At 65.7% G+C, this 12,346-nt stretch carries 17 protein-coding genes; 16 read left to right on the top strand and 1 reads right to left on the bottom strand.

Going from position 1 to position 12,346, the window contains the following annotated elements; translation table 11 throughout:
• Positions 1-137 precede the first annotated feature (137 nt).
• The 16 genes from rpsH (at position 138) to truA (ending at position 10,235) form a co-directional block, all read left to right on the top strand.
• Positions 138-536, top strand: coding sequence for a 30S ribosomal protein S8 (gene rpsH / locus OG866_RS17635; protein ID WP_013001411.1), 399 nt, complete (start codon positions 138-140; stop codon positions 534-536).
• 25 nt (positions 537-561) lie between these two features.
• On the top strand, positions 562-1,101 hold the full coding sequence (rplF, locus tag OG866_RS17630; protein WP_329335796.1) for a 50S ribosomal protein L6: 540 nt from the start codon (positions 562-564) through the stop codon (positions 1,099-1,101).
• A gap of 3 nt (positions 1,102-1,104) precedes the next feature.
• On the top strand, positions 1,105-1,488 hold the full coding sequence (rplR, locus tag OG866_RS17625; protein ID WP_057607911.1) for a 50S ribosomal protein L18: 384 nt from the start codon (positions 1,105-1,107) through the stop codon (positions 1,486-1,488).
• Positions 1,489-1,524: 36 nt separating this feature from the next.
• Positions 1,525-2,133 carry a 30S ribosomal protein S5 gene (rpsE, locus tag OG866_RS17620; protein ID WP_010354225.1) on the top strand — a complete coding sequence of 203 codons (609 nt, stop codon included), beginning with the start codon at positions 1,525-1,527 and terminating at the stop codon, positions 2,131-2,133.
• The gene (rpmD, locus tag OG866_RS17615) at positions 2,133-2,315 is read left to right on the top strand and encodes a 50S ribosomal protein L30 (protein ID WP_005481207.1); all 183 of its coding nucleotides are present in this window, start codon (positions 2,133-2,135) and stop codon (positions 2,313-2,315) included. The genes rpsE and rpmD overlap by 1 nt, the downstream gene beginning before the upstream one ends.
• Positions 2,316-2,317: 2 nt before the next feature.
• Positions 2,318-2,773 (top strand): 50S ribosomal protein L15, encoded by a 456-nt coding sequence (rplO, locus tag OG866_RS17610; RefSeq protein ID WP_329335794.1) that lies wholly within the window; start codon positions 2,318-2,320, stop codon positions 2,771-2,773.
• A gap of 244 nt (positions 2,774-3,017) precedes the next feature.
• Positions 3,018-4,331, top strand: coding sequence for a preprotein translocase subunit SecY (gene secY, locus OG866_RS17605; protein ID WP_329335793.1), 1,314 nt, complete (start codon positions 3,018-3,020; stop codon positions 4,329-4,331).
• On the top strand, positions 4,331-4,993 hold the full coding sequence (locus OG866_RS17600) for an adenylate kinase (RefSeq protein ID WP_329335791.1): 663 nt from the start codon (positions 4,331-4,333) through the stop codon (positions 4,991-4,993). The genes secY and OG866_RS17600 overlap by 1 nt, the downstream gene beginning before the upstream one ends.
• 103 nt (positions 4,994-5,096) lie before the next feature.
• Positions 5,097-5,933 carry a type I methionyl aminopeptidase gene (gene map / locus OG866_RS17595; RefSeq protein ID WP_329335789.1) on the top strand — a complete coding sequence of 279 codons (837 nt, stop codon included), beginning with the start codon at positions 5,097-5,099 and terminating at the stop codon, positions 5,931-5,933.
• A gap of 165 nt (positions 5,934-6,098) precedes the next feature.
• Positions 6,099-6,320, top strand: a complete 222-nt coding sequence (gene infA, locus OG866_RS17590; protein ID WP_003948620.1) for a translation initiation factor IF-1 — start codon at positions 6,099-6,101, stop codon at positions 6,318-6,320.
• 29 nt (positions 6,321-6,349) lie between these two features.
• Complete coding sequence (gene rpmJ, locus OG866_RS17585; RefSeq protein WP_003998809.1) at positions 6,350-6,463, top strand: 50S ribosomal protein L36; 114 nt, start codon at positions 6,350-6,352, stop codon at positions 6,461-6,463.
• A 191-nt stretch (positions 6,464-6,654) separates the two neighbouring features.
• Positions 6,655-7,035 carry a 30S ribosomal protein S13 gene (gene rpsM, locus OG866_RS17580; RefSeq protein WP_329335787.1) on the top strand — a complete coding sequence of 127 codons (381 nt, stop codon included), beginning with the start codon at positions 6,655-6,657 and terminating at the stop codon, positions 7,033-7,035.
• Between the two features lie 70 nt (positions 7,036-7,105).
• Positions 7,106-7,510, top strand: coding sequence for a 30S ribosomal protein S11 (gene rpsK, locus OG866_RS17575; protein ID WP_003956432.1), 405 nt, complete (start codon positions 7,106-7,108; stop codon positions 7,508-7,510).
• Between the two features lie 113 nt (positions 7,511-7,623).
• Positions 7,624-8,646 (top strand): DNA-directed RNA polymerase subunit alpha, encoded by a 1,023-nt coding sequence (locus OG866_RS17570; RefSeq protein WP_003966937.1) that lies wholly within the window; start codon positions 7,624-7,626, stop codon positions 8,644-8,646.
• A gap of 104 nt (positions 8,647-8,750) precedes the next feature.
• Positions 8,751-9,248, top strand: a complete 498-nt coding sequence (gene rplQ, locus OG866_RS17565) for a 50S ribosomal protein L17 (RefSeq protein ID WP_329335785.1) — start codon at positions 8,751-8,753, stop codon at positions 9,246-9,248.
• 141 nt (positions 9,249-9,389) lie between these two features.
• Positions 9,390-10,235 (top strand): tRNA pseudouridine(38-40) synthase TruA, encoded by an 846-nt coding sequence (gene truA / locus OG866_RS17560; protein WP_329335784.1) that lies wholly within the window; start codon positions 9,390-9,392, stop codon positions 10,233-10,235.
• Between the two features lie 68 nt (positions 10,236-10,303).
• Here the strand turns inward: truA and OG866_RS17555 are convergent, their stop codons facing one another.
• Positions 10,304-12,331: an acyltransferase family protein gene (locus OG866_RS17555; RefSeq protein ID WP_329335782.1), complete on the bottom strand. Its 2,028-nt coding sequence runs from the start codon at positions 12,329-12,331 to the stop codon at positions 10,304-10,306.
• Between the last annotated feature and the right edge of the window lie 15 nt (positions 12,332-12,346).

Here is a 12,346-nt window from a genome sequence, read left to right as displayed (position 1 = left end):
TTGGAGGGTTGGGCGCCTGACGGTCGCCCGTACGACTTACTACGCCGTAGGTCCACCGCACCGCACCCGCCTCGTCTCGGATCGAGGAGAGGGATGGGCACCTGGAAACCCCGGCGAGAGAGGCCGAAGGCCAATTCATGACCATGACTGATCCGATCGCAGACATGCTTACGCGTCTGCGGAACGCGAACTCGGCATACCACGACTCCGTGACGATGCCGGCGTCCAAGATCAAGTCTCACATCGCGGAGATCCTCCAGCAGGAGGGCTTCATCACGGGCTGGAAGGTCGAGGACGCCGAGGTCGGCAAGAACCTCGTCCTCGAGCTGAAGTTCGGCCCGAACCGTGAGCGCTCCATCGCGGGCATCAAGCGGATCTCCAAGCCCGGTCTCCGGGTTTACGCGAAGTCCACCTCCCTGCCCAAGGTCCTCGGTGGCCTCGGCGTGGCGATCATCTCCACGTCGCACGGTCTTCTGACCGACAAGCAGGCCGGCAAGAAGGGCGTAGGCGGAGAAGTCCTCGCCTACGTCTGGTAGCGGAAAGGAATCGGAGGAAAAAGCTATGTCGCGTATTGGCAAGCTCCCCATCACGGTTCCCGCCGGCGTGGACGTCACCATCGACGGCCGTACGGTCGCGGTCAAGGGCCCCAAGGGCTCGCTGACCCACACCGTCGCTGCGCCGATCGAGATCGCTAAGGGTGAGGACGGCGTTCTGAACGTCACCCGCCCGAACGACGAGCGTCAGAACAAGGCCCTGCACGGCCTGTCCCGCACGCTGGTGGCGAACATGATCACCGGCGTGACCGAGGGTTACGTGAAGAAGCTCGAGATCAGCGGTGTCGGTTACCGCGTTGCGGCCAAGGGATCGAGCCTCGAGTTCGCGCTCGGCTACAGCCACTCGATCACCGTCGAGGCCCCCGAGGGCATCACCTTCAAGGTGGAGAACCCGACCCGTTTCTCGGTCGAGGGCATCGACAAGCAGAAGGTTGGCGAGGTTGCGGCCAACATCCGCAAGCTGCGCAAGCCCGACCCGTACAAGGCCAAGGGTGTCAAGTACGAGGGCGAAGTCATCCGCCGCAAGGTCGGAAAGGCGGGTAAGTAAGCCATGGCATACGGACAGAAGATCCTCAAGGGCGACGCCTACAAGCGCGCCGCGATCAAGCGCCGTCACATTCGTATCCGTAAGCACATCTCGGGTACGGCTGAGCGTCCGCGTCTCGTAGTCACGCGCTCGAACCGCCACATCGTGGCCCAGGTCATCGACGACATCAAGGGTCACACCCTGGCGTCGGCGTCGACCCTGGACACCACGATCCGCGGCAACGAGGGCGACAAGTCCGCGCAGGCAAAGTCGGTCGGCGCCCTGGTCGCCGAGCGCGCCAAGGCCGCGGGCGTCGAGGCTGTCGTATTCGACCGTGGTGGCAACCAGTACGCCGGGCGCATCGCCGCCCTGGCGGACGCCGCCCGCGAAGCCGGGCTCAAGTTCTGAGCCGCTCGTAGCTAGCGGAAAGAGAGAGGTAATCCAATGGCTGGACCCCAGCGCCGCGGAAGCGGTGCCGGTGGCGGCGAGCGGCGGGACCGTAAGGGTCGTGACGGTGGCGCTGCTGCCGCCGAGAAGACTGCTTACGTTGAGCGTGTCGTCGCGATCAACCGTGTCGCCAAGGTTGTGAAGGGTGGTCGTCGCTTCAGCTTCACTGCGCTCGTCGTAGTGGGCGATGGCGATGGCACCGTCGGTGTCGGCTACGGCAAGGCCAAGGAGGTGCCGGCCGCCATCGCCAAGGGTGTTGAGGAGGCCAAGAAGCACTTCTTCAAGGTCCCCCGTATCCAGGGCACCATCCCGCACCCGATCACGGGTGAGAAGGCGGCGGGCGTCGTCCTGCTCAAGCCGGCGTCCCCCGGTACCGGCGTTATCGCCGGTGGCCCGGTGCGTGCCGTGCTCGAGTGCGCCGGCGTTCACGACATCCTGTCGAAGTCGCTCGGCTCGTCGAACGCGATCAACATCGTGCACGCGACCGTGGAGGCCCTGAAGGGCTTGCAGCGTCCCGAGGAGATCGCGGCTCGCCGTGGTCTGCCCCTCGAGGACGTCGCTCCCGCGGCTCTGCTGCGTGCGCGTGCCGGGGCTGGTGCTGCGTAATGGCTCAGCTCAAGATCACGCAGACGAAGTCGTACATCGGCAGCAAGCAGAACCACCGTGACACCCTGCGCTCCCTTGGTCTCAAGGGCATCAACACGCAGGTCGTCAAGGAGGATCGTCCCGAGTTCCGCGGCATGGTGCACACCGTCCGCCACCTCGTGACGGTCGAGGAGGTCGACTGATCATGGCGGAGAACAACCCGCTCAAGATCCACAACCTCCGTCCCGCCCCGGGCGCCAAGACCGCCAAGACCCGTGTGGGTCGTGGTGAGGCGTCGAAGGGTAAGACGGCTGGTCGTGGTACCAAGGGTACGAAGGCCCGTTACCAGGTTCCGGAGCGCTTCGAGGGTGGCCAGATGCCCCTCCACATGCGTCTTCCGAAGCTCAAGGGCTTCAAGAACCCCTTCAAGGTCGAGTTCCAGGTCGTGAACCTGGACAAGCTGGCCGCGCTCTACCCCGAGGGTGGCGAGGTCACCGTCGAGGGTCTGGTGGCCAAGGGTGCCGTTCGCAAGAACAGCCTCGTCAAGGTCCTCGGTCAGGGTGAGATCTCGGTGGCGCTCCAGGTGACGGTTGACGCCGTCTCCGGTTCCGCCAAGGAGAAGATCACCGCCGCCGGCGGCACCGTCACCGAGCTCGTCTGAACATCTCAGGCGTCTCGATGACTTGAGCGATCCCGACCGGGGATACCCCACAAAAGGGGTATCCCCGGTTGGTCGTTCCTAGGGTGGCAGTCTCGCCGGTAAGGTGGCCTGCACTGCCTACTTCCACAGGGTGCTTCACATGGGGCACCCTGAGCGGCAGTTGACCGTTACGTATTCGTCTGTATCCGTCGAACCTCAAGACCGTCACCCTTGACGCAGTAGCGCGGGGGTCGCAGGAGGCACCGTGCTCACCGCGTTCGCCCGGGCGTTCAGGACGCCCGACCTGCGCAAGAAGCTGCTCTTCACGCTCGCCATCATCGTGGTGTACCGGGTCGGTACGCATATCCCGATCCCGGGCGTCGACTACAAGTCCGTCCAGCAGTGCGTCGACGAGGCGTCCGCGAACCAGGGCCTCTTCGGTCTGGTCAACATGTTCAGCGGCGGCGCGCTGCTCCAGATCACGATCTTCGCGCTGGGGATCATGCCGTACATCACGGCGAGCATCATCCTTCAGCTGCTGACCGTCGTGATCCCGCGTCTGGAAGCCCTCAAGAAGGAGGGCCAGGCCGGTACGGCGAAGATCACGCAGTACACCCGTTACCTGACCGTGGCGCTCGCCATCCTTCAGGGCACCGGCCTCGTCGCCACCGCCCGCAGCGGCGCCCTCTTCTCGGGCTGCTCGGCCGCGTCGACCATCGTCCCGGACCGCTCGATCTTCAGCACGATCGTCATGGTCATCACGATGACCGCCGGTACGGCCGTCGTCATGTGGCTCGGTGAGCTGATCACCGACCGCGGCATCGGCAACGGCATGTCGATCCTGATGTTCATCTCGATCGCCGCGACCTTCCCGTCCGCGCTGTGGGCCATCAAGAAGTCCGGCACCCTGGCCGACGGCTGGATCGAGTTCGGCACCGTCATCCTCGTCGGCCTGGTCATGGTCGGCCTGGTGGTCTTCGTCGAGCAGGCCCAGCGCCGTATCCCGGTGCAGTACGCGAAGCGGATGATCGGCCGCCGCGCCTACGGCGGTACGTCGACGTACATCCCGCTGAAGGTGAACCAGGCGGGTGTGATTCCCGTCATCTTCGCGTCGTCGCTGCTCTACATCCCGGCCCTCATCGCGCAGTTCTCGAACGACCAGTCGGGCTGGAAGACGTGGATCGAGCGGAACCTCACCAAGGGGGACCACCCGATTTACATCACGATGTACTTCTTGCTCATCGTTTTCTTCGCCTTCTTCTACGTGGCTATCTCGTTCAACCCCGAGGAAGTCGCCGACAACATGAAGAAGTATGGTGGCTTCATCCCGGGCATCCGGGCTGGCCGACCGACCGCTGAGTACCTGTCGTACGTGCTCAACCGGATCACCTGGCCGGGTTCGCTGTACTTGGGCCTGATTGCTCTCGTCCCGACGATGGCGTTGGTTGGTTTCGGGGCAAACCAGAACTTCCCCTTCGGCGGTACCAGCATCCTGATCATCGTGGGTGTCGGTCTCGAGACGGTGAAGCAGATCGAGAGCCAGCTCCAGCAGCGCAATTACGAAGGGTTCCTCCGCTGATGCGAATCGTCCTCGTCGGGCCGCCTGGCGCCGGAAAGGGAACGCAGGCCACGCGCCTCGCCGAGAAGCTGCGTGTCCCGCACATCTCCACGGGCGACCTGTTCCGCGCCAACATCAGCCAGCAGACGGAGCTCGGCAAACTCGCGAAGTCCTACATGGACGCCGGCAACCTCGTCCCCGACGAGGTCACCATTGCGATGGCCAAGGACCGTATGGAACAGGCGGACGCCGTGAACGGCTTCCTCCTGGACGGCTTCCCGCGGAACGTCTCGCAGGCCGAGGCGCTGGACGAGCTGCTGAACACCGAGGGCATCAAGCTGGACGCCGTGCTCGACCTGGAGGCCCCGGAGGAGGAGGTCGTCAAGCGGATCGCCGGCCGGCGCATCTGTCGCAACGACTCCGCCCACGTCTTCCACGTGACGTACAAGAAGCCCGCCAAGGAAGGCGTCTGCGACGTCTGCGGCGGCGAGCTGTACCAGCGTGACGACGACTCCGAGGCCACCGTCCGGACGCGGCTGGAGGTCTACCACACGCAGACCGAGCCGATCATCGACTACTACAAGGCCCAGGGCCTGGTGGTGACGATCGAGGCCATGGGTCCGGTGGACGAGGTCACCACCCGCGCGCTGGCCGCGCTGAAGCGTGAGGGCGACGACCAGTAGTCGTCGTCCTGGTACGGCCGTGAAGTCCTGAGGGACTCCACGGCCGTACTGTTGTTGTGCAGGTAACCCGAACCGGTCGAGTGACGGAGAGCGCAGGACCCCCATGGTGCAGATCAAGAGCCCCGAGCAGATCGCCAAGATGCGAGAGGCGGGGCTGGTCGTCGCCGCGATCCATGCGGCCACGCGTGAGGCCGCGGTCCCCGGCGCCAGCACCAAGGACCTCGACGAGGTCGCGCGCAAGGTGATCGCCGAGCACGGCGCGAAGTCCAACTTCCTCGGGTACGGCGGTTTCCCCGCGACGATCTGCACCTCCGTCAACGAGGTCGTCGTCCACGGCATCCCCTCCGACGAGGTCGTGCTGAAGGACGGCGACATCATCTCCATCGACGCCGGCGCGATCGTCGACGGCTGGCACGGCGACGCGGCGTTCACCGCGTTCGTGGGCTCGGGTCACGCTCCGGAGCTGATCGAGCTGTCTCGGGTGACCGAGGAGTCCATGTGGGCCGGTATCGCCGCGATGAAGCAGGGCAACCGGCTGCTGGACGTCTCCAAGGCCATCGAGACGTACATCCGCCGCCAGCCGAAGCCGGGCGGCGGCAAGTACGGGATCATCGAGGACTACGGCGGCCATGGCATCGGCACCGAGATGCACATGGACCCGCATCTGCTGAACTACGTCGACCGGCGCCGGGGCAAGGGCCCGAAGCTGGTGCCGGGCTTCTGCCTGGCGATCGAGCCGATGGTGTCGCTGGGCACCCCCCGGACCGAGGTGTTGTCGGACGACTGGACGGTCATCACGACGGACGGCACGTGGTCCTCGCACTGGGAGCACTCGGTGGCGCTGACGGCCGACGGCCCGCTGGTCCTGACGGCTCCCGACGGGGGCAAGGCGAAGCTCGCGGAGTACGGCGTTGTCGCCGCGCCGGATCCCGTGGCATAGACGCGTGCTTAAAGATCTCCCCACCCGGGCATCCTTCCTCGATTCGTCTTTCCGGGTGTGCTGACGTAGACTGACTCGTCGGCTCTCGTGCACCCGCATGTCCGCATGCACTCGTAAGAGACAGGTGCGGGAGTCGATCAAGGTAGTCGATTCGAAGGGCGAAGCGTGGCCAAGAAGCAAGGTGCCATCGAGATCGAGGGCACTGTCGTCGAGTCTCTTCCGAACGCCATGTTCAAGGTCGAGCTCCAGAACGGCCACCAGGTCCTGGCACACATCAGCGGCAAGATGCGTATGCACTACATCCGCATCCTCCCTGACGACCGGGTCGTGGTGGAGCTGTCTCCGTACGACCTGACGCGTGGCCGGATCGTCTACCGCTACAAGTAGATCCCTCTGACTCGGAGAACCTCAATCCCATGAAGGTCAAGCCGAGCGTCAAGAAGATCTGCGACAAGTGCAGGGTGATCCGCCGTCACGGTCGGGTCATGGTCATTTGCGAGAACCCGCGCCACAAGCAGCGCCAGGGCTGACGCACGACCTAACCCTCTGCATCGACATCGCAGAGATTCGCGCGACGCGAGCTGAATTTGTTCATACGCAGTACCCAGGCACCTGGTGCCTGACACCCTCGGTTCGGAGGCCGAGGACCCAGTTCGTACCTGGTACGGCGGCTGGGAGCCGGTACTGCGGAAGACCTCCGAAGATCACCAGGAGCCATTGAATGGCACGCGTTTCCGGTGTTGACATCCCGCGCGAAAAGCGCGTGGAGGTCGCCCTGACCTACGTGTTCGGCATCGGTCGGACCCTCTCCCAGCAGACGCTGGCGGAGACCGGCATCGACCCGAACACCCGCGTTCGCGACCTCTCCGAGGAGCAGCTCGTCGCGATTCGTGAGTACGTCGACAGCAACATCAAGACCGAGGGTGACCTCCGTCGCGAGGTCCAGGCCGACATCCGCCGCAAGGTCGAGATCGGCTGCTACCAGGGTCTCCGTCACCGTCGTGGTCTGCCCGTCCGCGGTCAGCGTACGAGCACGAACGCCCGCACCCGCAAGGGCCCGCGTCGCGCCATCGCCGGCAAGAAGAAGCCCGGCAAGAAGTAGTCCTCAGCGGACAACGCTTCACCAGCGGTCTTCGCTGTAGGACCGACCACCTCCCCGTAGGAGTAACTAGATGCCCCCCAAGGGTCGTCAGGGCGCTGCCAAGAAGGTGCGCCGCAAGGAAAAGAAGAACGTCGCTCATGGGCACGCCCACATCAAGAGCACGTTCAACAACACCATCGTCTCGATCACGGACCCCTCGGGCAACGTGATCTCCTGGGCCTCCGCCGGCCACGTCGGCTTCAAGGGCTCGCGCAAGTCCACCCCCTTCGCCGCGCAGATGGCCGCCGAGTCGGCCGCCCGTCGCGCGCAGGAGCACGGCATGCGCAAGGTTGACGTCTTCGTCAAGGGCCCGGGTTCCGGTCGTGAGACCGCCATCCGTTCGCTCCAGGCGACGGGCCTCGAGGTCGGCTCCATCCAGGACGTCACCCCGACCCCGCACAACGGCTGCCGTCCGCCGAAGCGTCGTCGCGTCTGACCTCGCTTCTCTGGGCTTCTCGGGCGGTACGGCTCTTATGAGTCGTATCGCCCGTACCCTTGTTACATATCAGGGCGTCAAATAGCGGGCGCCCCTGACAGAAGGAACGCAACATGCTGATCGCTCAGCGTCCCTCGTTGACCGAAGAGGTCGTTGACGAGTTCCGCTCCCGGTTCGTGATCGAGCCGCTGGAGCCGGGCTTCGGCTACACCCTCGGCAACTCCCTCCGCCGTACCCTCCTGTCGTCGATCCCCGGCGCTGCTGTCACCAGCATCCGTATCGACGGTGTCCTGCACGAGTTCACCACCGTGCCGGGCGTCAAGGAGGACGTGACCGACCTCATCCTGAACATCAAGCAGCTGGTCGTCTCCTCGGAGCACGACGAGCCGGTCGTGATGTACCTGCGCAAGCAGGGCCCGGGTCTGGTCACCGCCGCCGACATCGCGCCCCCGGCCGGCGTCGAGGTGCACAACCCCGACCTGGTCCTCGCCACGCTCAACGGCAAGGGCAAGCTGGAGATGGAGCTCACGGTCGAGCGTGGCCGTGGTTACGTCTCCGCCGTGCAGAACAAGCAGGTGGGCCAGGAGATCGGCCGTATCCCGGTCGACTCCATCTACTCGCCGGTGCTGAAGGTCACGTACAAGGTCGAGGCGACCCGTGTCGAGCAGCGCACCGACTTCGACAAGCTGATCGTCGACGTCGAGACGAAGCAGGCCATGCGTCCCCGTGACGCCATGGCGTCGGCCGGTAAGACCCTGGTGGAGCTGTTCGGTCTCGCCCGCGAGCTGAACATCGACGCCGAGGGCATCGACATGGGCCCGTCCCCCACGGACGCCGCCCTCGCCGCTGATCTGGCGCTGCCGATCGAGGAGCTGGAGCTCACCGTTCGGTCGTACAACTGCCTCAAGCGTGAGGGCATCCACTCCGTGGGTGAGCTCGTCGCCCGCTCCGAGGCGGACCTCCTCGACATTCGCAACTTCGGTGCGAAGTCGATCGACGAGGTCAAGGCGAAGCTGGCCGGCATGGGCCTGGCCCTCAAGGACAGCCCGCCCGGATTCGACCCCACGGCCGCTGCCGACGCCTTCGGCGCCGACGACGACGCGGACGCGGGTTTCGTGGAGACCGAGCAGTACTGAGCGCTACAGCGCAGTACTGACCGGTCGTTGCCGGTGAGCATCCGCTCATCGGGTTCCTGACCCCGGTACCTGATACGGCCGGGGCAGACACACAGGAGAAAGAAATGCCGAAGCCCACCAAGGGTGCCCGTCTGGGCGGCAGCGCCGCGCACGAGAAGCTCCTCCTCGCGAACCTCGCGAAGCAGCTCTTCGAGCACGGCCGTATCACCACCACCGAGGCGAAGGCCCGTCGTCTGCGGCCGTACGCCGAGCGTCTGGTCACCAAGGCGAAGAAGGGCGACCTTCACAACCGCCGCCAGGTGCTCCAGGTCATCACGGACAAGGGCATCGTGCACACGCTCTTCACCGAGATCGGCCCGCGGTACGAGAACCGTCCGGGTGGCTACACCCGTATCACCAAGATCGGTAACCGCCGTGGCGACAACGCGCCCATGGCTGTCATCGAGCTGGTCGAGGCGCTGACGGTCGCGCAGCAGGCTACGGGTGAGGCCGAGGCTGCGACGAAGCGTGCGGTCAAGGAGTCCGAGGAGGCCAAGGTCGAGGAGACCAAGGCTGACGAGGTCGTCGAGGACGCCGCGGCTGAGGAGTCGAAGGACGCGTAAGCGTTCTGCCGGGTTCTGTTGGACGGCGGCTGCGGCTGTGTCGTGGTTGCTCGCGCAGTTCCCCGCGCCCCTTTAGGGCGTTGGCGGGTCCGTTCCTTTTCGGGAGCGGGCCCGCTTTTCTGTTCCTGAGAGGATCTGTGTGTGAGTGACGAAGTTGAGCCCGGGTTCGTGCGTGTGCGCCTTGATCTGTCCTACGACGGGAGCGAGTTCCGCGGCTGGGCCAAGCAGGCCGGTGGGCAGCGGACCGTGCAGGGGGAGATCGAGGATGCTCTGCGGACCGTGACGCGGTCGGGGGAGACGACGTACGAGCTGACCGTGGCCGGGCGGACGGATGCGGGGGTGCACGCCCGGGGGCAGGTGGCTCATGTCGATCTGCCCGAGGACGTGTGGGCGGAGCATCGGGAGAAGCTGCTCAAGCGGCTGGCCGGGCGGCTTCCCAAGGATGTGCGGGTGTGGGCGGCCGGGGAGGCCGCCGAGGGGTTCAACGCTCGGTTCGCCGCGTTGTGGCGGCGGTATGTGTACCGGGTCGGGGACCGGCCCGGGGGTGTGGATCCGCTGCTCCGCAATCATGTGCTGTGGCACGACTGGGAGTTGGACGTCGAGGTGATGGACGCCGCCGCCAAGTCGCTGGTCGGGGAGCATGACTTCGCCGCCTACGCGAAGAAGCGTGAGGGGGCGTCGACGGTTCGGGAGATCTTCGACTTCGGGGTGCGCAGGAGCGCGGACGGGGTCGTCGAGATCGAGGTCCGCGCCGACGCGTTCTGCCACAACCAGGTGCGGTCCATGGTGGGGGCGCTGTTGTTCGTGGGGGACGGGCACCGGGGCGTGGAGTGGCCGCGGAAGGTGCTGGACGCGGGGGTGCGGGACAGTGCCGTGCATGTGGTGCGGCCGCACGGGCTGACGCTGGAGGAGGTCGCTTATCCGGCGGACGAACTGCTTGCGGAGCGGCAGCGGCAGGCTCGGCGGGTACGGGGGCAGGTGCACTGAAGAGGGGCCCCGGTCTCGGGGCCCCTCTTTCTTGTGTTCTGGGTTCTGGGTCGGCTTGGTGTGGTAGGTCAGCCGGCCAGGATCTTCTTGAAGGTCGGCTCCAGGAACGACTCCAGGGACTTGGCGTAGCCGCCGGTCATATGGCTGTTGTCCCAATAGACCACGTGTCCGCCGATGACCGCCGGGCAGTAGCCGTCCGCGCAGAACGCGGGGAGCGTGTTGATGACCGTGGCTCCGTGCTCCTTGGCCACCTCGCGCTCCAGTTTCCGGAACTCGGGCAGGTCGACGGCGGTCTCCGCCTTCAGGGTGCACGAGGAGGGGGTGTCGGACTCCTCGGCCAGGCAGTCCGGGACGCTGAAGGTCGGCTTCGGCGTGTCGGTCAGATAGATCAGGTCCGACCCAGTGGCCTCAAGCTTCTTGAACGTGTCCTCGGCGCCTTCGCGCACGGTGTTGAACTGGACCCGGTTGGCCACCGCGATGACGTCCGGCTTGAGCTTCTTGATGTACGCGAGAGCAGACTTCCGCCAGCTCGTGCACTCGGTGTACTCGCGCCCCAGATCCTCGCGCGTGATCTGGTAAACCTCGGGCGAGCAGCCGCTCTTGATGACCGTGATGACCTTGACGTGCAGCTTGCGGCCGAGCGCGTCGAAGGCGTTGCCCCACTGGTAGGCGTGCGAGTCGCCGAGCAGCACCAGCGTCCTGTCGGACTCCTTGTCGCCGATGACGCAGTCGTCGTGCAGGGTCCAGCTGCTGACCAGCAGCTGGTCGATGCAGCCGTGGTCACCCCGGTCCTTGGGGGACTTCAGCAGCGTGCTCTGGCTGACCTTGGGGTCGGACCGCTCGCTCACCGCCTTCTCCACGGACTCGGTGCCGTCGAACCCGGTCAGGGCGGCGGCGGTTCCGGCGGTACCGATGGAGAGGTTGAGCGGCACCTGAAGGGCGACCACCATGGCGACGGCCGCGGTACCTGTCAGGGCGCCGCCGGTGAGTATGCCCAGCCAGGGACGCACGACCAGCTTCACGTTCTCCCTGAACCGCTTCTCGACGATGAAGTGCATGACGATGGCGAGCAGGAAGGAGAGGACCGCCACCCGGAAGCGGTCCGAGTAGCCGAACTCCCAGTCGATGATGTGCGGCCAGAGGATCAGCAGCGGCCAGTGCCACAGGTACCACCCGTAGCTGACCTTGCCGATGAAGTCGAAGACGGGGTTGTCGAGGAGCTTCTCCGCGCCGAAACCGGGGTTGGCGCAGCCGCCGGCGATGATCAGCCACGCGCCGAGCACGGGACCGGCGACGGCGTATCCCGGCAGCGGGGTGTTCTCGGTGATGAGCATCCCGGTGACCAGGAGGGTGCCCAGGCCCAGCCAGGAGACGACCGCGGCGAGACCCCGCGGCATACGGGACAGGAACGGTGCCCAGAGTGCGAGCAGGACGCCGAAGGTGAGTTCCCAGATGCGGGTGTGGGTGCCGAAGTAGGCCAGCGGCTGGTTCGGCGTGGTCAGGCTGTAGCCCAGGTAGAACGAACCGCCCACCGCGCCCATGAGGACCAGCCCCACCAGGAGACGGTTGCGGAAGATGAGCCGGCTGATCCAGGCCACGACGAGGAGGACGATCGGGGCGGCGAGATAGAACTGCTCCTCGATACCCAGTGACCAGAAGTGCTGGTACGGCGACTGGCTGCCGTCGTTGGCGAAGTAGTCGGTGCCGTTCTCGGCCAGCCGCCAGTTGATGAGGCTCACCGAGGCGGCGAGTCCGTCGTCCATGTACTCGCGGAACCTGAAGGGGCTCGCGTAGATCCAGGACAGAACGCCCACGGCGACGATGGTGACGGCGGCGCCCGGCGCCAGACGCCGGAAGCGGCGGGCCCAGAACTTGCTCAGGGAGATCTTGCCGGTCTTGTCGATCTCGGCGAGGAGCTGGCTGCCGATGAGGAAGCCGCTGAGCACGAAGCTGACGTCCACGCCGCCGTGGATGTCGAGGATGCCGCAGTGCATGGCGACGACCATCATGATGGCGACGGCACGCAGGCCCTGAATGTCAGGCCGGTACTTGCGGAGGCGCTCCGCGTTCGTGGCCTTGGAACGATGGCTGGTCACGGTTCTCCAGTAACT

The organism is Streptomyces sp. NBC_00663, assembly GCF_036226885.1.
GTDB lineage: Bacteria > Actinomycetota > Actinomycetes > Streptomycetales > Streptomycetaceae > Streptomyces.
This window is presented reverse-complemented; position numbering and strand designations above follow the sequence as displayed.